This is a genomic window from Parageobacillus sp. VR-IP, assembly GCF_013357975.1.
In the GTDB taxonomy this organism is placed as follows: Bacteria; Bacillota; Bacilli; order Bacillales; family Anoxybacillaceae; genus Saccharococcus; species Saccharococcus caldoxylosilyticus.
In genome coordinates, this window is record NZ_JABVYQ010000005.1 from 1 (window position 1) to 19,157 (window position 19,157).

Sequence of the window (19,157 nt, forward strand, 5' to 3'; positions counted from 1 at the left end):
GACGCTCTTCCGATCTCTCGTATGCCGACTACATGAGGCTTGCTTTATATGATGAACGGTGCGGGTATTATATGAGCGAAAGAACGAAAATTGGAAAAGACGGAGACTTTTTTACGAACAGCTATGTTTCCGACCTATTTGGCAAGCTGTTTGCTTCTTTTTTTCTTCGTTTAGTAGAAAAAGGAGGCGTGTTGCCGCATATTTGCGAGTTTGGAGGCGGAGACGGCAAATTTGCGCGCGCGGTCTTAGAGGAATGGAAGAGAAAAAGTCCGCACACATACAAACAACTATCTTATATCATTGTCGAAACAAGTCCTTTCCAGCGGGCAAAGCAGCTGCAAGCGCTTGGCGATGCTGCAGAAAAAGTGATGCAGTATAAAGATCTAAAGGAACTCAAACAACATATGCCTTCGTTTACGGGAATCGTTTTTAGCAACGAATTTTTTGATGCGTTTCCGGTACACGTAATCGCAAAGGAAAATGGAAAAATATATGAATGTTTTGTCACCGTGAACGACGGCAAGCTGATCGAGGAAAAATACCCGCTAGATAATGAAGATATTTTTCAATATTTACATGAGCGGCAGCTTTATTTAGCGAACGGGCAGCGTTTAGAAGTACCGCTTGCGATAAAACAGTTTCTTTTGCAAACCTCTGCGTTTTTTCAGAATAGTGTAATGATAACGATTGATTACGGCTATACGGACAAGGAGTTGCAATGGCCAGCAAGACAGCAGGGAAGCTTGCGCGGATATTATCGCCACCGTCTCATCACCGATCCGCTTATGTATCCTGGGGAGATGGATATAACAGCGCACGTGCAATGGGACGCGCTGCGAATGTACGGGGAACAGGCGGGATGGGAGTATGTTGCGCTCGTCAGGCAGGACCGCTTTTTGCTTGCGGCTGGAATATTGGAATATTTAGTAACACACGATGACACCAATCCATTTTCTTCCAAAAACCGACAAAACCGGGCGCTTCGGTCCTTGATCATGGACGAAGGAATAAGCAGCGCCTTTCATGTGATGATCCAGCAAAAAGGTATGCAGCTTTGCTGGGATGATATATGGGTGCAGCAAGAGTTTTTGCTGTTTTCCTAATGAAAGGCAAAGAAAGTGAGCAGGAGAAACAGACTCCTGCTCGTTCTTCATTCTCCCATTCCCGGGATCATCATAAATGTTGTCCAATACGTAAAGGCCGCGAAGAAAATGGTTAAGTATGCCCCGAAAATATAAATGTACATTCTTTCTGTTAATTTTAAATAACCGAGAAAGAGGAAAAATACGGTTTGACCAAAGAAAATAAGCGATGTTTGGTGCATATGTCCAAGATAAAACATGACTGCGAAAATTCCCGTCCAAAATGCTAGGACGCGGAACATGCGATCCATTATGTATCCCTCCTTTTTAAGTGCAAATCCCCATCTTTACTTATTATAATGTACAATAATGGCAAATGTAAATAACGCTTTCCCTATCTGCCCTCATATTGTGCCGTTGTGTTGCCGGCAGCGGCAAGGCGTAGACTTACATTCGGCAGCCTCATGATTCTGTAAAAGGTACAAAAGGCGAATCATTAGGCTGCAACTATATAGAACATAAAAGCGCTTTTCTGCCGATAATGACAGAAAAGCGGTGCATCATGTCCTTGTTTTATTAGGTCAAACTTGCCCGATACAAGCAATAATCGCAGCCGTTTGTCATGTTCTCCATTTCTACTAGTTCTATGTTTGGGAAAAGCACTTCAAACATTCCTTGCAAAAACGCGCGATGCATTTGGCAAACGACTTCCGGCGTTTGAAGGGCGATTTCTTTAAACGGACAGTTAAAAATTTGTAAATATATTTTTTCTTCTTTTTCATTATATTCAAACGCAGGGTAAAATCCTGCCGTTTCTGCTGCTTCCTTCACGATGGCTGCTTTTTCGGCAAACGTTAGCTGCTGTGGGGATTGATCATGTGGAATGCGCTGGACGACAAGTTCTTTGCCAAAGTTTTTTCCTGTTTCGTAAAGTGCCTGTTTGCCCGCATCACCAAGCTTCATCATCGCTTGAATCGCGATTTTGGCAAGGAGATGATAATCGCGAAACGGAAAATGAAGCTGAATGACTTCATCCGATAGACGGTAAAGGCGGCTTGGCCGTCCGCCTTTTCCGGTTTTTTGCGTTTCGGAAACAATCATATGGACATCTTCCAGCTTTGTTAAATGAAGACGGGCGACATTTGGGTGGATGTTAAATACGTCAGCTATTTCTTGAACAGATACTTCCTTATGTTTTTTGGCGATATACTCGTAAATATGATAGCGCGTCGGGTCAGCCAATACGTTTGTAATTTTTAATGTTTGTTCCATAACGGTTCCTCCTAAATAATATTCCTATGGTCATTATAATAAAATGATTTTCGGCAAGGAATGATATTTATCACTACCAACATAAATATCGTAAAAATTTCATAAAATGTTCATGAAATTTTTTTATTTGTAATGCAGGAAAAAGGCGAGAGCAAGTCGAAATATGTAGCAATATAGCGAAAGGAGGAATGGTATGAACGAATGAATGAGATTGAATATTTGGCGGACCGTCTTCTCATGGAAGCAGGGTTGCTTCGCGTCTCGGATATTCATATCGTTCCGCGGAAGAACGATGCGGTAGTGCGTTTTCGCTTAGATGGACTGCTGATCGAAAAAGCGACGCTGACAAAAGAAACATGCGAGCGGCTTATTACCCATTTTAAATTTTTAGCAGGTATGGACATTGGCGAACGCCGTCGGCCGCAAAGCGGAGCAATGGAGACAAACCAGCAAGGGGAAATCATTTCTTTACGCCTTTCCACATTGCCGACATTCTACGATGAAAGCCTCGTCATCCGGCTTCTTCCACAAAGTTTTTTCCTGCCACAGTCACAAATTTCCCTATTTGCCCACTCTACCAACATATTGCTTTCCCTGTTTCAACAGCCGCAAGGATTAATCATTTGCACCGGACCGACTGCTAACGTTACATAAAAACAACTGCGATTAATAGAATTCCACATCAGTAATTACAATGAGAGGTTTCCCTGTTTTGTATCGGTCTGGCCGTGTTGGAGGCTTCGGAATCGCTTTGAAATGAATCCTTCTAATGAACCGTGAGATAAACTCTCTTTTTTCCTCTTGTGTAAGATGTTCGAATGTTGCGTTAAAAGCGAAAACGATGTTTTTTAATTGCTCTGGATCTACCTTTATCTCGTCCTTAAATTCGTCAAGTTTTTTCTTGAGTTGTTCATAAGCTTCCCTTGTTTCGCACATACGTTGTTCAAATTCCTCATCGCTGATTAAATCAGCAGCCCAAGCACGTTGATATTTTTCCCTTTTCCTTTCAATTTGCTTCAGCTGTTCAAGATAAAAAGCTTTCTCGTCTTTTTCCTCCTCAGGTGGTTCTATAGGCTTGATCTCCACGTTTTTCATGTATTCCTTCAAAGCCTCTAAAAATCGCTGTTCACCAATTGTGAAAACCTTCTTACCTTCTTTCCAGCAAGCTTGGCATCGGTAAACTGCACTTTGATATTCAGAGCCGTCTTTTCTTTTTCGGATATAGCGATTGACAGAAAGAGGGCGTCCGCAAGAAGGGCAGATAAGAACTCCTTGGAAAAGGTACGTACTTTTCACATCTCTTCTGTGATGCACTGCTCGATCATCTAATATCTGTTGAAGTTTTAGAAACTCCTCTTTACTTATTATGCCTTCATGCGTATTTTCAAAAATTTTATCGTTCCATCTTGTTGCTCCATAGAGAGCAGGATTTCGTAAAATGCGTAAAACGGTATTCGCTCTCCATTCTCGATCATTATTAACGAGATTTAAATAATTGGCAATCCGGTTTAATGACCATCCATTTTTAACTTTCTCGATCATGTCTAACACAACGATAGATTTTTCATTCTTTACTAACTTTGCATCTTTTGTCAAATCGAACCCGTAAGGGATGTTTCCGACACGTTCTCCCTCAGATACTTTTTGTTCTAACGCCATCTTAACCCGTTCTGAAAGGTTCTCTGATTCCCACTGCGCGAGTAGGGCGACAATACCCATAAACATTCTTCCATTTGCTGTTGTTGTGTCGTACATTTCTGTCGCAGATTTGAATGCGCATCCATGATCCTGAAGAAATTTTAAAAGTTTGTGTAGGTCAATAACGGAACGCGTCAAGCGATCGAGTCGATAAACCAAGAGTGTTTTAATTTGTCCACCTTTAATGTGTTCCAGCAAAAGTTGTAATTTTGGTCGGTTTGTATCTCTTCCTGATATACCTTCTTCAATATAAAATCGGTAGTCTGTCCATCCTTGTGCTTTGCAATATGCTGTTAGTCGCTCTTTTTGTGCATCGATGGAATAACCTTCTAGCGCTTGTTCTTGTTTACTTACACGAATATAAATACCTACAGTCATGAACGCTCTCTCCTTTCTTTGTAAAAATAGGGCGAGAGGTAACTCACCCTTGAGATTAAATTTCTAGCGCTAGAAATTTAATAAATTTTCACAGCTTGTACAACTTTCCCGATAATCTTAACTTCGTCTTTCGTGATGTCATATATTTGTGGCTGGTAAGACGGATCGTTACTCATTGGAATAAGAGTGATGATATTCTTGTTTATCGATACTTTTTTTACTGTGGCTTCATAGCCGTTTACTAACACAACGGCGATTGAACCGTTTTCCACTTCGTTGGTTCTCTCCACAAGAACATAAGAACCATCTGGAAACTCTAAATTCATGCTGTTTCCTTTTACCCTTAAATAAAAATATTCCTTGTACTTATTAAGAAATGAAGAAAGGATTGGCATATATCCCTCGATATTTTGAGCAGCTAGTATAGGTTGTCCAGCAGCGATTGTTCCGACAATAGGAAGGTTTACAATGTTTGAGAAATCATTCTCTACCACTTCATATATGTTTACTTCATTATCCTTTAATCCCAGAATTTCATCTAATGAAACATTAAAAAAATCGGCTATATAGCGAACTGAATCGATTCTTGGCTCTTCTCTATCATTTTCCCATTTAGAAATCATCCCTTTATTGAAATTTGTTCCATATTTTGTATTGAGAGCTTTTGCCAATCCTTCTTGTGTTAAATTCCTTGATTTTCTTAATGTTTTTAGTTTTTTACCAAACGAATACGCCATTTTATTCACCTTCTTTCAATTATTTTTATGCACCTTTCGATTATGTTTAGATACATCTAAACAAATTATACCATATCGGTTTCGATACCGCCATATTTTTTATAAAAAATTTTTAATAAAGTAGTTGATTTCGAAACTCATAGATGATATATTTTAATCAGAGTTAAGTTTCGATTACGAAACAAGAGGAGGGAACAGCGTGGATGAAGTAAAAAGACGTCATGCTCCTTATACGAAGTTAAAGGCATACTTAAATGAAATTGGTTGGACACAAGCTGATTTGGCTAAATTACTCAATAAATCAAGATACGCGATTAATCAAAATTTAAACGGAACCGGGGGAGACTTTTCTTTGAGTGAGGTTCGCTTAATTTGCATGACTCTAGGTATTAGTGCAGACGAGTTTTTTATTGAACCTCAAGTTTCGAAAACGAAACAAGAAAACGCGTCATAAGTAACAGAGAGGAGAGGAGTAATGATAGCAACTCAAAGCAATCGACCTGCTATTAGTAATGAAACCATGAAAGAAATGACGAAATTCTTCATGAAAATATCCATTCCTCGCATTTTGGCTGCACTGGAACGCGGAGAGTTGGTTTTGGAAAACGGAAATCTGGTGCGAGCAAAGGAGGTGAACGAAAACGAAACTGCCCAGTGTGGATGAGTTCTATATTGACAAAATGAAATCTGAATTCGCCCTCTAAAGCTTCTTTTTAGAAAGAAACTTGGACAGGCATGGAGAGGAGAGAAGCGATGAATCAATTACAGATTTTTAATCATCCGATGTTTGGGGATGTTCGGTTCGTCGAGATTAACAACAACCCGCACGCTGTTGGCAATGATGTTGCAAAAGTATTGGGGTATAGCCGACCACATGAAGCAATTTCAAACCACTGCAAGGGGGCGGTAACTTACCGCATCCTTACTAACGGCGGAGAACAAACGGTGAAAGTTATCCCAGAAAGAGATATATACCGATTAATAGTCAAAGCGGCCGATCAAAGCAAAAACCCAGAAATCAGACAGAAGGCTGAAGAATTTGAAAAGTGGATATTTGAAGTAGTCCTTCCAACAATCAGAAAAACGGGCGGCTATGTTGCTAACGATGACTTGTTCATCCAAACCTACTTGCCTTTCGCTGATGAACAGACACAAATGTTATTCCGCGGTATTCTTCAAACCGTCCGCAAGCAGAACGAACAGATAGCTGTCATGAAACCAAAAGCGGATTACTTTGACGCCTTGGTTGATCGGAATCTTTTGACGAATTTCCGGGACACTGCAAAAGAACTGAAAGTCAAGGAGCGGTTCTTCATCAATTGGCTTCTGCAAAACAAATTTGTTTATCGGGATCAGAAAGGGAAACTCAACCCTTATGCGCCGTATGTGCCGGAATTATTTGAATTGAAGGAGTTTGCTCGAAACGGAAAAGCGGACGTTCAGACATTGATTACGCCGAAAGGGAGAGAGACATTCCGGCTTCTGTTGCAAAAGGAGGGACTGGCATCATGAACGTCCTCCCAGGTGATATGCAACGTGCTGCCAAACTGCTCGATTGCTGCGACTATTGCCTTGCCCGTGCTCGTGTGGCTCAGTTCGGGCGCGACTTGGACGAGGCGGAGAAATGGGTGAAGGAATTCCTTCGCTGTAAACGCGATTGGGACGAGCTTATCAAACGGAAAGAGGAGCATGATCAATTAGTGCAGCTCGTCGAGATATTGAAGGAGCGCGGCGTGGATATTGCGGTCATTAGTTCCATCAAATTGAGAAAGGGGAATGAACAATGAGTGTTTGTTTCACTGCAAGCCGACTAATGAAAGTTTCAGAGGTTCGTAGATGGTGCAAGGAAATGAGAGAAAATCCAGCTCTCCTTATGGCTACGGAGTTAAAAGCGAAAGAGGAACTTTACAAGCGCTTTTTACAAAAAGAAAAAACGGCCAGCACTTCCAACACTAGCCGTCTAGCGATGCCTACCATGCAGTAATTTCATTCTACCATATTCAAATCTTGATAACAAGACAGGCTAGTGCCTGTCGTCATGGCTGGGAGTAAACAGGGTGCCCATCCTCACCTATCACGTTTACTCCTAGCTGTGACGATGTGCACTAGCACATCCATCACATTACTAATCCATACGCAAGGAGGCACATTAAATATCTATGCGAAAGGTGGGAGAGAAGTGACACGGGAGGAGAAAAGACTCATCCGGTTGCAGATCGCCAGGCTCCTCGATCAGTGCCAGGGCTGCCAGTTTCGTTCAGCAACTAACGCCAGTATTCACGTTTGCTCTAGCTGCCCGATCGGACAGCGGATGCAGGAGCTGGGGAAGAAATTGGGTGGGCAGCCGAAAGTGGCAGAGAAAAAGCCAGCACAAAAGCAAAAGCAGAAAAAGAAAACACTTGTGATGCGGCGCTGGACGAAGGAGGAAGAGGAATTCATCCTCATGAACCAGCACCATATGACAAAAATGCAGCTGGCTGAAAAGCTCGGTCGGACCTACTTTTCTGTTCGACAAAAGCTCACAAAACTCAATAGAAAAAGGGGGCGAATCCATGCAAGTTGAAAATTCGATGACTCGTCCGGTTCGGCTTAAAAGCCCTCATTGGGGAATTGACGCTTTCAACGACGAGATCCTTTACGGCGATGTCATCTATGAGTTTCCAGACGGGGAGATCGTTCTTGAAGAAAACATTCATCAGTATCTCATTCAAGTGTTAGGCGCTACACGCAAAATCGCTGAATAAAAAACGCCTCACTGGGGGGTGAGACGTTTCAGGGATGAAGGGGGCTTTCCCTTGAGGTAACTATCTTCATCATAAAGGAATCTCCACCAAAAATCAAATGGAGGGGAGAAGCTTGGAAGCTGTTGTTCTCACAAACACAAGTGAAATGAACCATGAAGAATGGCTGCAGGCTCGTCGGAAAGGGATTGGTGGTTCGGATATTGCGGCAATCGTGGGCCTAAACAAATATAAAAGTCCTATGCAAGTTTATCTTGATAAGATCGGTGAACTGCCGGAAGAAGAAGCCGGGGAAGCAGCATATTGGGGCACGGTGCTTGAAGAAGTGGTGGCCAAAGAATTCAGCAAAAGAACGGGCCTGAAAGTGAAAAGAAGAAATGCCATCTTGCGACATAAAAAATATCCGTACTTCTTGGCAAATGTGGATCGGTTGATTGTAGGCCGGAAAGAAGGACTTGAATGCAAAACGGCCAGTGAATATTTGAAGGATCAATGGAATGAAGAAAGTGTTCCAGATGCTTATTTTGTCCAATGTCAATGGTATATGGCCATAACGGGCTTTCAGAAGTGGCACTTGGCCGTTTTAATCGGTGGAAACAAGTTCAGAATGTTTGAGATCGAACGGGATGATGAACTGATTGCCATTCTTGAACGGAAAGCCTATGAGTTTTGGAACAATCATGTGATCCCTAAAGTTCCTCCGGCCTTCGATGGATCCCAAGCATCAAGTGATCTATTGGCCGCCATGTATCCTGAACACGTTGAAGAAAGCATTGATTTGCCGGGATACTTTGCCGAAAAGTTGAAAAGACGGGATGAACTAAAGGCTATGATTGATGAATTGACGGAAGAAAAGAAGGCCATCGAAAACGAGATCAAAAGCTATATGGGTGAAAAGAAATATGGCTTCGTGGCTGGGCGGAAGATCACTTGGACGCGTTACACTGTTGAAAAATTCGATAAAGATGCCCTGAAAAGAGATCACCCTGATATCTATGCAAAGTACGTCACCGAAGGACGAAAATCGCAATTCGTGGTCAAATAGGGGGAATTGCTTTGGCAAAATGCAAAGGTTGCGGTGCTGAAATCGTTTGGGTAAAAACGCCGAATGGAAAAGCGATGCCGTGTGATCCTGAAAAGAAAGTGCTTGTTTCGGATGAAGGCGAAATTGTTTCGGGCAGGGTTCCACATTGGGCCACCTGCCCGGCTGCAAATCAATTTAAAAAACAGTAATGGAAAGGGGAAAAATCATGGCAACTAAACAAGCGGATAAGTTGAAAACAGAAATTGCAAAGCAAGAACAAAAACAGCTTGCCCAACAAGGAGAAAACAAACCAAAAACCCTGATGGATCTGATGATGGAATACAAGCCACAATTTGAAATGGCGCTGCCAAAACACTTGAACGCTGATCGCTTGATCCGTTTGGCTGTCACGGAATTTAGAAGAAATCCGGCACTTCGTGATTGCACACCTGAAAGTTTACTTGGTGCTGTGATGCAAGCAGCCCAAGTAGGCCTTGAACCTGATGCCTTTGGCTCTTGTTACTTGGTGCCGTTTAACAACAAGAAGAAAGGGCCGGACGGAAAAGAATATTGGGTGAAAGAAGTTCAGCTTGTTATTGGATATAAGGGCCTGATCGAATTGGTGAGAAGATCCGGCCAAGTGACAAGTATTGTGGCAAATGAAGTCTATGAAAATGATGAATTCGAGTTTGAATATGGCCTGAATGAAAAGCTTTACCACAAACCAAAGCTTGACGGGGAACGCGGAAACCTGAAATGCTTCTATGCTTATGCTCGTTTCAAAGATGGCGGTTATGCCTTCACGGTCATGAGTGTGGAACAAATCAATCAGATCCGAGATAAGTTCAGTAAGTCAAGAAACAAGAACGGTGAAATTTACGGCCCTTGGAAAGATCACTATGAATCTATGGCCAAGAAAACGGTCATCAAACAGCTTATCAAATATATGCCAATCAGCGTAGAAATTCAGAATCATATTGCAGCTGATGAAACAGTTCATTCGAGTTTCAAGGAAGAACCAAAACGCGTTGAGTACATTGACGCAGAGGCATTTGAGGTTCCTGCAGAGGAAGAACAGCCGAAAGAAGAGGAAAAACCAATTGCTTTCGAACAGGAGAGCTTTGACATCGAATGATGGAATACCGAATTGTTATCCCACATTGTTTCCGTTGGATGGCTGCTGGCAACAAGAAACTCTACATCGAGTACATCAAGGGATATATCAAGCGCAGCCATCCCGGCTTGAAGCCGGTTCGTGTAGAAGGTCGATATGTGATTTGTGTAAAGAAATAGGAAAGCCGAGGTGATACGATGCCCGAAAGTTTTTACTTCCCTGTTTATTCAGGTTTACTGACAGCGCAGCATAGAGAAAGGATTGGATCAGCAATTTGGGAGTTTTTGTGGCTCATTTCTAAAGTCACAAAGGAAATAGAGGAAGAAGGTGAGACTTGGGGCATCGTACTCGGCGGCAAACCTGTGAAACTTGCAGAAATCGCTGCGGAACTTGGTGGAAGCGAACGGACCGTGAAAAGAAATATTGCTCGACTAAAAGATGAAGGTTACATCGAAACGGTTCGTGCTCCGTACGGTGAGATTTACAAAGTTAGGAAATCAAAGAAATTTATCCATAAAAACAGAAGTGCCAAAAATGGCACATCTCTCGATGAGAGAGAGGACAAAAATGGCCTATCTCATGATGAGAGAAGTGCCAAATATGGCATTTCTGAACAAAGAGAAGTGCCATTTTTGTCCGAGAGAAGTGCCACATCTGGCCTATCTAATAAAGATATAAAAGATATAAAAGAAATAATTAATAAAAAAATTAATAAAGAGGATGATGAATATACTGTGGACAAAATTTTAGACCTTCTTCAAAAAAGCAAGATTTTGGAGAAAGAAGATATTACAGAATTTCTCCGTGAAGACATACAAGACGTTATCGATAATTTTGGCTTTACTAATCCAGAAGAAATGATTGTAGAAGCCATTAAAGATGCAGCACGAGGAAACGGAAAGACATGGAAGTTTGTCTACAACAAATTGAACGCATGGAGAAAGCAGGGGATTAAAACCATTGAAGATTTGGATAAGGGGGATACTAATGGCACGGTTCACAAGCATCGCAGAGGTGTTAGCCGATCTGCAAAAGAAGGCAAGTCTTATGAGCAAATCCTCCGAGAAGCCGAAGCAGCACGAAAAGCCTGGGGAGGATGAATACGAATGTTCCCAATGTAAAGATACGGAATTCATTTTCTATAAGGATGAGGAAGGTTATGAATTTGCAAAGCCGTGTGAATGCCGGGAAAGAAAAGCATGGAAACGTCGGTTCAAGCAAGCGCTCATTCCGGATGAGTTTATCCATGCGAATTTTGAAAGTTTCAAGCGATCGACGCAGTATCAGCAAGATATGTATGATGCGACCATTAGCTACCTAAACGAATTCGCTGTTATCAAGCAAGAGGATGGCACAACAAAGAAAATTTTGTCTGACAAAAATTTGGGTTTCATTGCCAAAGTTGGCGAACAGCGCCTAAGAGAATTGCCAATCGAGGAACGGTCCGTTGTTAAACAACAACATAACAATTTTGGGATCGGGAAGACGCATTTGCAGATCGCTCTTGCAAAACGCCTTATCAAAGATGGATTCAATGTTCTAGTGGTTTCTGATGTTTCGTTCATGGACGAGCTCACTCAAGCTAAAAGGATGAACGATGAGGGAGAAACGCTCAATCGACTCCTGCAAGGTGCCATTGATGCAGATGTTTTAGTTTGGGATGACATAGGCAAGGCAAAATGGTCGGAAGCGAAAGAAGCGTTGTACTACCAAATTATCAACGAACGTTATCGGAAGCAAAGGCCAATCGTCTTTAATAGCAACGAAGATCGCGGAACGTTAAGCGAAAAAATCGGATATGCTGCAGCAAGTAGATTGATAGGACAATGTGGTCCATATCTCCACGAAGTTGAGGGGGAAGACTTCAGATTAAAGGGGGCGTAAGAACAATGACATGCGTGAAATGTAACGGGACGGGTCAGCTATACACAAAAGTAGCAAACGGCGCGTGCTTGGTGACGGCTTGCGATTGCGAACATGCCGAACGTGCCAGACACGAATTCGAGCAGGAAATGATCGAATTCAGAAGACGGCTTCGTGAAGCAAAAGAACGATTGAAAAAGGAGGTATGTTGCTGATGGGCATCCTCTATGAAAAGGTTCAATACACCCAGGAACTCAAACGTCAAATGATGATTCGTCAACTCATCGATATGGGAATCACAGAGGATGAAGGTAAATCTATTTACGACTTGGCCTACTACACGTTGCGATTTGTATTGGCAACCGAGAAAGCAAAACAATGATGCCTATCTCTCTTCAAATTTCGACAAATTTCGAGCATTTTTTGTGAGAATGTAAAATAATTATTGGAACGAGAAAAAAACGCTGCACAAGGCGAATATAGGCGTTTGATAGGTGGTGAGATGACTGTGATAGAAATATTAATCGTTTTAGTGGCGCTCACATTATTATCGATCATTGCGTTGATATTTTTTGGTGCAGTCATCATTTTTGAATCACTGCCTCCTCTATTGAAATGGATATTCGGAATTGTTATCGTACTTGCAATGTTCTACGGATGGTACATGTTAAATAACTAAATGAGGTGAAGACACAATGATTAGCTTCACTGTCTATGGCGAGCCTGTCGCACAGGGCCGACCTCGAGCAACCATGATTGACGGTCATATCCGGATGTATGACCCGAAAAAATCGAGAAATTTCAAGGAATACGTGAAATTAGTAGCTTCTGAACATCGTCCTGAAAAATTACTCGAGGGACCTATATCTCTTGTTGTTAAGGTGTACAAGCCTACCTTGAAAAGTTTCAGCAAAAAGAAAAAGGCATCGGCCGAAGCTGGTCAGCTGCGTCCGACAAGTAAACCGGATGTAGATAACTATGCGAAATCCATAAAGGATGCACTCAAAAACGTCATTTGGAAGGATGACAGCCAGGTGGTAGACTTACATATTTCCAAATGGTACAGCGAGACACCAAGGGTGGAAATCACTATTGTTCCACTAGAGGAGCAGCAACAAACTGCTCCCGAAAGGAGGGAATAAATGAACCAGCTGACGATTTTCGATTTTGTTGAGGATGAGAAGGTCGATGATAAAACATTGAGAAGGATACAGAGCGTTTTTCCCGGCTGGGAAGTGCTTGGATATATGAAAGACTGGGAATGGGGAACAAGCGACGATTACGCAGCGATCATTCGGTGTGACGACGTATACAAGTGGGTCCGTGTAGAGTTGTATCACGATGGCCGTTCCCACGCTGGATATACAGAGCGTACGGATTTTGAGCAGTATTGGTTCGATCTGTACGAGAAAAAGGGAAAACACTGGGTATGGCGATCGCTTGAGGATAGGGAGCGAGTGTTTGAGATTGCAAGGCAAAACATGAGATGAGCAGGATGACAGCCTTGTCATTTATGAATAAAAACCCTAGTACCAATTGGAACTCTAGATGATAATTCTAGAACATCATGATTAAACATTCTAATACATCCATGTGAGACATTCTTACCGATTGAAGCTGGGTTATTTGTTCCGTGTATACCATAATGAGGTCTTGACAATCCCATCCAAAGCACTCCAAATGGTCCGCCGGGATTACGTTGTTTATTGATAATCGTGTATGTCCCGGAAGGTGTTGGTGTCAATATTTTTCCAACTGCAATTGGGTGAGCTTTTATAAGCCTATTTCCATCAAAAAGTTTTAATTGATGTTGTGATGTAGATACGTCAATCCATTTCACCATGAAGAACAACTCCATTTTTTTGAATATTGTATGAAGTAACCCAGGCACTTGTTAATTAATAGGAATTGATTGAACAGTTAAAAAGAAAAGAAAGCAAAACTGCTTAATGAACAGTTCGTTTCGTCTGTGACACATATATTATTCATTAATGTGTAAATCGTCTTTTCCTTCTTAGTTATTATACAAAATGCCCCACTAAATAAAAGTAGGGCATTCGTGGGGATTAACAGCAATGAGTAGGGTATCCAGGATCAACAACCACGTTTCTTGTAATAGGAGCAACAATATGTCTAGGAACATTGACGATATTGTGACGATTAATGTGTACAACTGGATGGATAAAAGGGACTACACGAGGAATGAAACAGTCTCGCACCGCAAATCTAGGTGGACATATAACTGGTCTAGGACAAAACATGGAAAATCACCTCCTATAAATGTTTATAAACATTAAATGTACTAGTGGGACTTTTTGAAACGGACAGATATCACAAGGTATACAAAAAAGATAAATTGAGTTGTAAAAGAAGGTGAAAAACTTGTTGCAAGGAGTTTGCGTGGATACAGGCGTATCCACCGTTCTTGAGCAGGGAAAAAAGTATTTTCTCTTCTCAAACGGTCCCGATCATTATTACGTTTCAAAGCTTCCAAAGACAAGTGCCCATCAAGGATGTTTTCATAAATCATTATTTCAAATCGTTCAAGAAGACGAATGGCCACCGGAGCCAGCTGTGGACAATGTTCCGGTATTGGACAGTTCAAAAATCTATGCGGCAAAGCTCATTTGGAGAAAACGAGGATACCAGCAGGTTAAGTTAGGAATGTATTATTTGCAGCTAGCAAGAACACATGCGTATGTGTTTCGTGATCGGCAATTAGAAAAGTGCATCGGCTGCTTTCCGTTGCACTGGTTTGAGGACTTTAGAGAAGTGAATGCGGAAGAAAATGAAACAAACGAGGCCGTTTTTAAAACGGAAACGCTTGAAAGTGAAACAAAAGAGGAAATACCTGAAAACTTCGAGCAAATGAGTATCTTCGATTTTGTTGAGTGAGGAGGAGCGGAATGATCTACATCTTGCGCCATCCAAAAACACATAAGGAAGTCAGAACGAAGCGAAAATGGAAAGTAAGACAGTACCAGTTGCAAGGATATAAGCTTGTGAATCAATATGATCCGACGGCAACGCAGAATTGCAAATTATAAGCTCCGGACCTAAATAAAAAAGACCGGACTTCTCCCGGTCAAAAGAGAAAAGAATGAAGGTAAAATATCGTTCCTCGACCATATTATACACGGGAGGGGTCCGAGTGGGCAAACGGTTTTATCAACTGTCTTTTTTGCGTGACACGGACGGAGAAAAAACAAAAGAAGCAGTAGAGGCAGCACTTGAAAAATATCGCATGTATATGTTGACGGTTCCGGACGAATTCCTGCCACGCGTGACGCAAACGTACTCTCTCGTGCCGCCAAGCAACACGAATGCTTTTCATTCATCTACAGAAAGCGCGGCAATCAAAAAAGTAGACTTCGAACGAGAACGCGATGAGTACATGGAGAGAATACGCCGCGCGGTGAATCGATTGAACAAGATGGAGCGGGAATTGATTATTAAGCGATATATGACATTGGAAGAGCCTTATGATTATGAGGTATACAATGAAATGGGAATCAGTGAATCAAGGTTTTACCGTATCCGTGAGAAGGCGTTTTATAAATTGGCTTTTGCTTTACGGATTGAAGTTTACAAAGAAGAAGAGGCACCTGTTTAAGGTGCTTCATTATTTATAACAATATATAGTATTGTTTTTAATTAAAAACACAAGATATGGTATTATATAAGATTTTTTATGTTTTTGCAATAGTTTATTATTGATAAAATACCCAATTATTACTATTATTTATTTATAGAAGTAAGGAACGGGACAGGGGGGGATAATATGAATATTCTAGACGCTGCTAAATATTTCATTGGGTTAAGTAAGCCAGGAACAAAATATGAAATAACCCCTAAGAAGTTACAAAAAATTCTTTTCTACGCGCAAGCTTGGTATTTGGTCAAAAAAAGAAAACCATTGTTTCCAAATAGTACGTTCCAAGCTTGGTCGCACGGACCTGTGAATTACTTAGTTTATGATTGGTACAGGGAGTATGGTTATCTACCAATAACGGAAACAAATACAGAACAACTTTCTTTAGAAGATGGTGAGAAACAGCATCTAGACACCATTTGGGAAATTTACGGTTGTTATAATGCTGATCAATTGGAAGCTTTAACGCATGAAGAAGATCCATGGAAAAAGGCTAGAAAGGGTCTTCCAGATGATGCTCCTTCAAATGAAATAATAACAGTAGAATCGATGATTGTTTATTACAGTGAGGTTTTGAAGAAAGTAAAAAATAATGAGTGGCACTGTATAACTGTTAATCCACAACCGAGATTAGAGTTATTGCTGGATAAAGAGGAGCCTACTGCTAACCCTTTGCTGAGATTTCTTGGTGCTTGGCAAGGGGATGATTTTGAAGAATGCCTAAAAGACGTGTATAAGAACAGAATAGAGGCTAAATTCAACTAAGATGTATTTGCTAGATACCAATCATTGCAGTAGGATCCTAGATAACGATCCAGTAATGGCTCAGAAACTAAGAGAAACAGATCATAAACACATTAAAACCTGCTTTATTGTCGAGTCAGAGCTATATTTTATGGCGTATAGGTCAGAGAAAACTACAGAAAATCTCTTTCAAGTTAGTGAGTTTCTCAGTAAAATTGAAATTATAAGATGCGATCCAAGTGTTGCAAGATACTATGGTGAATTAAAAGCAAAAGTGTTAGAAAAATTCGGGCCAAAGGAAAAGAAGAAAAAAAGAAAATACACTCTAAAAGATGCGGGAATCAGCGAGAACGATCTTTGGATAGCATCAGTTGCACTTGCGCATAATTTAACTGTAATAAGTATAGACAGCGATTTTCAAAGGATCAAAGAGGCGGAACCAAACCTAAAAGTTGAAAGCTGGTTGACTGAACCTGTTGTAATTGAAGAAGTTGAGGTTACTGGATAGATCACGCCATCTTTTTGGCGTGTTTATTTTTTGACAGAAAACTGAAAGAAAAATGAAGGAAAAATGACGGAAAGATGACAGATTATTTTGTTTCGGACATGCTATGATGATAACGTGAGATATTTTGAAGCAGGGTGAAACTTCCCAACAAAAGGCTTTTTTACCTAGCGTCACTCCGATCGGGGTGGCGTTTTATTATGCTATCAATAGGTATTCTAACAAAAACATGTGCTAAATCAGAAAGCGAGGTGACAGGCATGGAACGATACGATGAAGAAGAAGAAAAAGCGAAAGAGGAATATGAGAAACATAAATGCAAAACGTGTGTATGGGCAAAATGGCAAGCTTCTTTTATTGTTTCGTGCCTGTTTCCTCGGTGCGTGAAGGACAGTTCTCGATTCATGGTGGACAAGATATCCATGAGGTGAGGAAAATGTACAGCTACGAGCTCTACAATGAGATGGGAATGAGCGAGAGCAAATATTATCGCATAAAATCACGCGACTTTTATAAGCTTGCTTTTGCTCTCCGGATCGAGGTGTATAAACAATGAATTTTGTGCAGCCGATTCGTGATCCAGAGAGAATATCTCCATTCGGTTATCTCATTCTCCGAATATTAAATCGTCTGATTTTGATAATATAAACTCTTAGCCTATAACTAATTTATGATTCTGCTCATATATTGAAATATCTTAATAAAGTGGAAAGTAGGTGAAATATATTGTCAGAACATAAGAAAAGAACAAATATGAAACAGGTGAGGGTGACATGTAGTTGTACCAATATGCAAATCGTGAAAGTGCATAGACCTCTGCCAGCAGACATTGCGTTAGCTGCTGTGAATGCCGCAACAACTGTTCCGGAAATGAGAGCCGCCATCGAAAATCCTCTGCTTGGATTGGATCTTACAGAATATAACGCGTTATCAGAAGCAGCTAAAAATGATGTTGCTCAGCAATTGCTCGATAATCGGCCTGCTTTAGGTTATCCTTCCGTTGCTAGTGTCCAAGCTGCTCTTGACCAAGCCGTAAATCAAGTTGTCGGTTTAGCTGCTGTGAATGCCGCAACAACTGTTCCGGAAATGAGAGCTGCCATCGAAAATCCTTTGCTTGGATTGGATCTTACAGAATATAACACATTATCAGAAACAGCTAAAAACGATGTTGCCCAGCAATTGCTTGATAATCGGCCTGCTTTAGGTTACCCTTCCGTTGCTAGTGTCCAAGCTGCTCTTGATCAAGCCGTAAATCAGGTCGTTGATTTGGATAATATTTATGTTCAAGCTGGTGCTGTTGGTGGAAATGGTAGTAGAGCAAATCCTTTTGGAACCATTCCTCAAGGAATTGCCGCGGTGAATCCAGGTGGAACTGTTCATATTCTAAGTGGAACGTATCCAATTACATCACAAATTGTCGTCAATAAGGCTGGAATTACTTTAAAAGGAGAACCAGGTACCCTTCTATTCTTACAAGCAGACATTATTGCAATGCTAATTACTGCGCCGAATACGACAATCGATGGTTTAACAATGACAAGCGATATTCCTTATCAAAAAGAATTTATCCAAATTGGCGGGAATAACACGACGATCATCAATAATACCATTTACGGACCACCTCAACCATTGCCTATGAGCAGCTGGGTTGTTAACAGAGCCGTTGTATCTCAAGGAGGCCTTGCTATTTCGGTGATGAATAATACTTTCCATTCTTTAAGGACAGGAATGTATATTAATCCGAATGTGACAGGTCCTATTAACAATAATGTGGTTTACAATACAAAAGGAGGATTTTTAGTAGACCGTGCATTCACAACCTTCTTAGGAAACTCATGGGGAACCCCACCGAATGAATTTGATATTGTTTTGCTTGCAGGTACAACATTTGGTCCTCCATATGACAATCTTGCTCTATTAAGTGCACTTAATAATAATGCAACTATCTCGGATCAACGATAAAAGAAAGAAACTAGAAATCCATTGTTAAAGGCAAGGGACGAATAGCAGATTTGTGGCAGAAAAAAGGCAGATTTTTGGCAGAAAGATGACAGATTATTTTGCTTCGGACATGATATGATGATAGCGTGAGATATTTTGAAGCAGGGCGTCACTCCGATCGGGGTGGCGTTTTTTATTTGCAGTGAATTTAAAAACGCAAAACAGGAAACAATAAGCTCATGTAATGGAAGCTACCACGAGAGCATGAAGTGAGGTTTATGGTTATGTATCCATACAGCGACAAAGAAAAAGCCCAACGTGCCTACGAACGCCATAAGTGCAAAAACTGCATATGGGCGAAGTGGCAAGTGCCATATCTTGTTTCCTGTCCATTTGTGCGGTGTGT

Annotated in this window: 29 protein-coding genes and 2 pseudogenes; 26 read left to right on the forward strand and 5 right to left on the reverse strand. The window is 41.1% G+C overall.

Annotation, left to right across the window (positions count from 1 at the left end; genetic code table 11):
* A partial coding sequence (locus HT574_RS12865; protein ID WP_175244911.1) for a class I SAM-dependent methyltransferase occupies window positions 1-1,103 on the forward strand: 1,103 nt, incomplete at its 5' end.
* Between the two features lie 47 nt (window positions 1,104-1,150).
* On the opposite strand, the gene HT574_RS12870 is transcribed toward HT574_RS12865, so the two are convergent.
* Together HT574_RS12870 and HT574_RS12875 are read right to left on the reverse strand one after the other, a co-directional pair.
* The gene (locus HT574_RS12870) at window positions 1,151-1,393 is read right to left on the reverse strand and encodes a DUF2626 domain-containing protein (protein ID WP_017435099.1); all 243 of its coding nucleotides are present in this window, start codon (window positions 1,391-1,393) and stop codon (window positions 1,151-1,153) included.
* A gap of 265 nt (window positions 1,394-1,658) precedes the next feature.
* Window positions 1,659-2,354 carry a helix-turn-helix transcriptional regulator gene (locus HT574_RS12875; RefSeq protein WP_175244912.1) on the reverse strand — a complete coding sequence of 232 codons (696 nt, stop codon included), beginning with the start codon at window positions 2,352-2,354 and terminating at the stop codon, window positions 1,659-1,661.
* Window positions 2,355-2,555: 201 nt separating this feature from the next.
* Between HT574_RS12875 and HT574_RS12880 the strand changes: the two are divergent.
* Window positions 2,556-2,999 (forward strand): annotated as a pseudogene (locus HT574_RS12880) (ATPase, T2SS/T4P/T4SS family); the annotation flags it as partial.
* A 21-nt stretch (window positions 3,000-3,020) separates the two neighbouring features.
* Here the strand turns inward: HT574_RS12880 and HT574_RS12885 are convergent.
* Both HT574_RS12885 and HT574_RS12890 read right to left on the reverse strand, forming a co-directional pair.
* Window positions 3,021-4,430, reverse strand: coding sequence for a recombinase family protein (locus HT574_RS12885; RefSeq protein ID WP_175244913.1), 1,410 nt, complete (start codon window positions 4,428-4,430; stop codon window positions 3,021-3,023).
* 77 nt (window positions 4,431-4,507) lie between these two features.
* A complete protein-coding gene (locus HT574_RS12890) occupies window positions 4,508-5,167 on the reverse strand; it encodes a helix-turn-helix domain-containing protein (protein ID WP_175244914.1) in 660 nt (219 codons plus the stop codon).
* Window positions 5,168-5,366: 199 nt separating this feature from the next.
* Between HT574_RS12890 and HT574_RS12895 the strand changes: the two genes are divergently transcribed.
* The 17 genes from HT574_RS12895 to HT574_RS12975 all read left to right on the forward strand — a co-directional run bounded on the left by HT574_RS12895 (window position 5,367) and on the right by HT574_RS12975 (window position 13,399).
* Window positions 5,367-5,621 carry a helix-turn-helix transcriptional regulator gene (locus HT574_RS12895; RefSeq protein WP_175244915.1) on the forward strand — a complete coding sequence of 85 codons (255 nt, stop codon included), beginning with the start codon at window positions 5,367-5,369 and terminating at the stop codon, window positions 5,619-5,621.
* A 21-nt stretch (window positions 5,622-5,642) separates the two neighbouring features.
* Window positions 5,643-5,831, forward strand: a complete 189-nt coding sequence (locus tag HT574_RS12900) for a hypothetical protein (protein ID WP_175244916.1) — start codon at window positions 5,643-5,645, stop codon at window positions 5,829-5,831.
* Window positions 5,832-5,920: 89 nt separating this feature from the next.
* Window positions 5,921-6,679, forward strand: a complete 759-nt coding sequence (locus tag HT574_RS12905) for a phage antirepressor KilAC domain-containing protein (RefSeq protein WP_175244917.1) — start codon at window positions 5,921-5,923, stop codon at window positions 6,677-6,679.
* Entirely contained in the window at window positions 6,676-6,954 is a 279-nt protein-coding gene (locus tag HT574_RS12910) for a hypothetical protein (protein WP_175244918.1), read from the forward strand. Before HT574_RS12905 ends, HT574_RS12910 begins: the two co-directional genes overlap by 4 nt.
* A 62-nt stretch (window positions 6,955-7,016) precedes the next feature.
* Entirely contained in the window at window positions 7,017-7,151 is a 135-nt protein-coding gene (locus tag HT574_RS12915; RefSeq protein WP_309138301.1) for a hypothetical protein, read from the forward strand.
* 195 nt (window positions 7,152-7,346) lie between these two features.
* Window positions 7,347-7,730 (forward strand): hypothetical protein, encoded by a 384-nt coding sequence (locus HT574_RS12920; protein ID WP_175244920.1) that lies wholly within the window; start codon window positions 7,347-7,349, stop codon window positions 7,728-7,730.
* Window positions 7,720-7,911, forward strand: coding sequence for a YqaI family protein (locus HT574_RS12925; protein ID WP_175244921.1), 192 nt, complete (start codon window positions 7,720-7,722; stop codon window positions 7,909-7,911). The genes HT574_RS12920 and HT574_RS12925 overlap by 11 nt, the downstream gene beginning before the upstream one ends.
* 112 nt (window positions 7,912-8,023) lie before the next feature.
* Window positions 8,024-8,953, forward strand: a complete 930-nt coding sequence (locus tag HT574_RS12930; RefSeq protein WP_254698670.1) for a YqaJ viral recombinase family nuclease — start codon at window positions 8,024-8,026, stop codon at window positions 8,951-8,953.
* A gap of 11 nt (window positions 8,954-8,964) precedes the next feature.
* Window positions 8,965-9,141 (forward strand): hypothetical protein, encoded by a 177-nt coding sequence (locus HT574_RS12935; RefSeq protein WP_175244922.1) that lies wholly within the window; start codon window positions 8,965-8,967, stop codon window positions 9,139-9,141.
* Between the two features lie 17 nt (window positions 9,142-9,158).
* Window positions 9,159-10,067 carry a recombination protein RecT gene (recT, locus tag HT574_RS12940; protein WP_175244923.1) on the forward strand — a complete coding sequence of 303 codons (909 nt, stop codon included), beginning with the start codon at window positions 9,159-9,161 and terminating at the stop codon, window positions 10,065-10,067.
* A 176-nt stretch (window positions 10,068-10,243) separates the two neighbouring features.
* Entirely contained in the window at window positions 10,244-11,146 is a 903-nt protein-coding gene (locus HT574_RS12945; RefSeq protein WP_175244924.1) for a DnaD domain protein, read from the forward strand.
* Window positions 11,094-11,930, forward strand: a complete 837-nt coding sequence (locus HT574_RS12950) for an ATP-binding protein (RefSeq protein ID WP_175244925.1) — start codon at window positions 11,094-11,096, stop codon at window positions 11,928-11,930. Before HT574_RS12945 ends, HT574_RS12950 begins: the two co-directional genes overlap by 53 nt.
* A gap of 5 nt (window positions 11,931-11,935) precedes the next feature.
* On the forward strand, window positions 11,936-12,124 hold the full coding sequence (locus tag HT574_RS12955) for a hypothetical protein (protein ID WP_175244926.1): 189 nt from the start codon (window positions 11,936-11,938) through the stop codon (window positions 12,122-12,124).
* Window positions 12,124-12,291, forward strand: a complete 168-nt coding sequence (locus HT574_RS12960) for a hypothetical protein (protein ID WP_175244927.1) — start codon at window positions 12,124-12,126, stop codon at window positions 12,289-12,291. The genes HT574_RS12955 and HT574_RS12960 overlap by 1 nt, the downstream gene beginning before the upstream one ends.
* Before the next feature lie 120 nt (window positions 12,292-12,411).
* Window positions 12,412-12,588 carry a hypothetical protein gene (locus tag HT574_RS12965; RefSeq protein ID WP_175243687.1) on the forward strand — a complete coding sequence of 59 codons (177 nt, stop codon included), beginning with the start codon at window positions 12,412-12,414 and terminating at the stop codon, window positions 12,586-12,588.
* Between the two features lie 16 nt (window positions 12,589-12,604).
* A complete protein-coding gene (locus tag HT574_RS12970; RefSeq protein ID WP_175244928.1) occupies window positions 12,605-13,051 on the forward strand; it encodes a RusA family crossover junction endodeoxyribonuclease in 447 nt (148 codons plus the stop codon).
* A complete protein-coding gene (locus tag HT574_RS12975) occupies window positions 13,052-13,399 on the forward strand; it encodes a hypothetical protein (protein ID WP_175244929.1) in 348 nt (115 codons plus the stop codon).
* 17 nt (window positions 13,400-13,416) lie between these two features.
* Here HT574_RS12975 and HT574_RS12980 read toward each other — a convergent pair whose 3' ends face one another.
* The gene (locus HT574_RS12980) at window positions 13,417-13,752 is read right to left on the reverse strand and encodes a L,D-transpeptidase (protein ID WP_175244930.1); all 336 of its coding nucleotides are present in this window, start codon (window positions 13,750-13,752) and stop codon (window positions 13,417-13,419) included.
* Between the two features lie 557 nt (window positions 13,753-14,309).
* Here HT574_RS12980 and HT574_RS12985 point away from each other — a divergent pair.
* The 7 genes and pseudogenes from HT574_RS12985 (at window position 14,310) to HT574_RS13010 (ending at window position 18,772) form a co-directional block, all read left to right on the forward strand.
* Window positions 14,310-14,804 carry a hypothetical protein gene (locus tag HT574_RS12985; RefSeq protein ID WP_175244931.1) on the forward strand — a complete coding sequence of 165 codons (495 nt, stop codon included), beginning with the start codon at window positions 14,310-14,312 and terminating at the stop codon, window positions 14,802-14,804.
* A gap of 11 nt (window positions 14,805-14,815) precedes the next feature.
* Complete coding sequence (locus tag HT574_RS12990) at window positions 14,816-14,956, forward strand: hypothetical protein (protein WP_175244932.1); 141 nt, start codon at window positions 14,816-14,818, stop codon at window positions 14,954-14,956.
* A 104-nt stretch (window positions 14,957-15,060) separates the two neighbouring features.
* Window positions 15,061-15,522 carry an ArpU family phage packaging/lysis transcriptional regulator gene (locus tag HT574_RS12995; protein ID WP_375154121.1) on the forward strand — a complete coding sequence of 154 codons (462 nt, stop codon included), beginning with the start codon at window positions 15,061-15,063 and terminating at the stop codon, window positions 15,520-15,522.
* Between the two features lie 168 nt (window positions 15,523-15,690).
* Window positions 15,691-16,326: a Panacea domain-containing protein gene (locus HT574_RS13000; RefSeq protein WP_175244933.1), complete on the forward strand. Its 636-nt coding sequence runs from the start codon at window positions 15,691-15,693 to the stop codon at window positions 16,324-16,326.
* 1 nt (window position 16,327) lies between these two features.
* Window positions 16,328-16,813: a type II toxin-antitoxin system VapC family toxin gene (locus HT574_RS13005; RefSeq protein WP_175244934.1), complete on the forward strand. Its 486-nt coding sequence runs from the start codon at window positions 16,328-16,330 to the stop codon at window positions 16,811-16,813.
* A gap of 433 nt (window positions 16,814-17,246) precedes the next feature.
* Window positions 17,247-17,366, forward strand: a pseudogene (locus HT574_RS19960) (ArpU family phage packaging/lysis transcriptional regulator); the annotation flags it as partial.
* Window positions 17,367-17,536: 170 nt separating this feature from the next.
* On the forward strand, window positions 17,537-18,772 hold the full coding sequence (locus HT574_RS13010; RefSeq protein WP_254698673.1) for a hypothetical protein: 1,236 nt from the start codon (window positions 17,537-17,539) through the stop codon (window positions 18,770-18,772).
* Window positions 18,773-19,157: the final 385 nt, after the last annotated feature.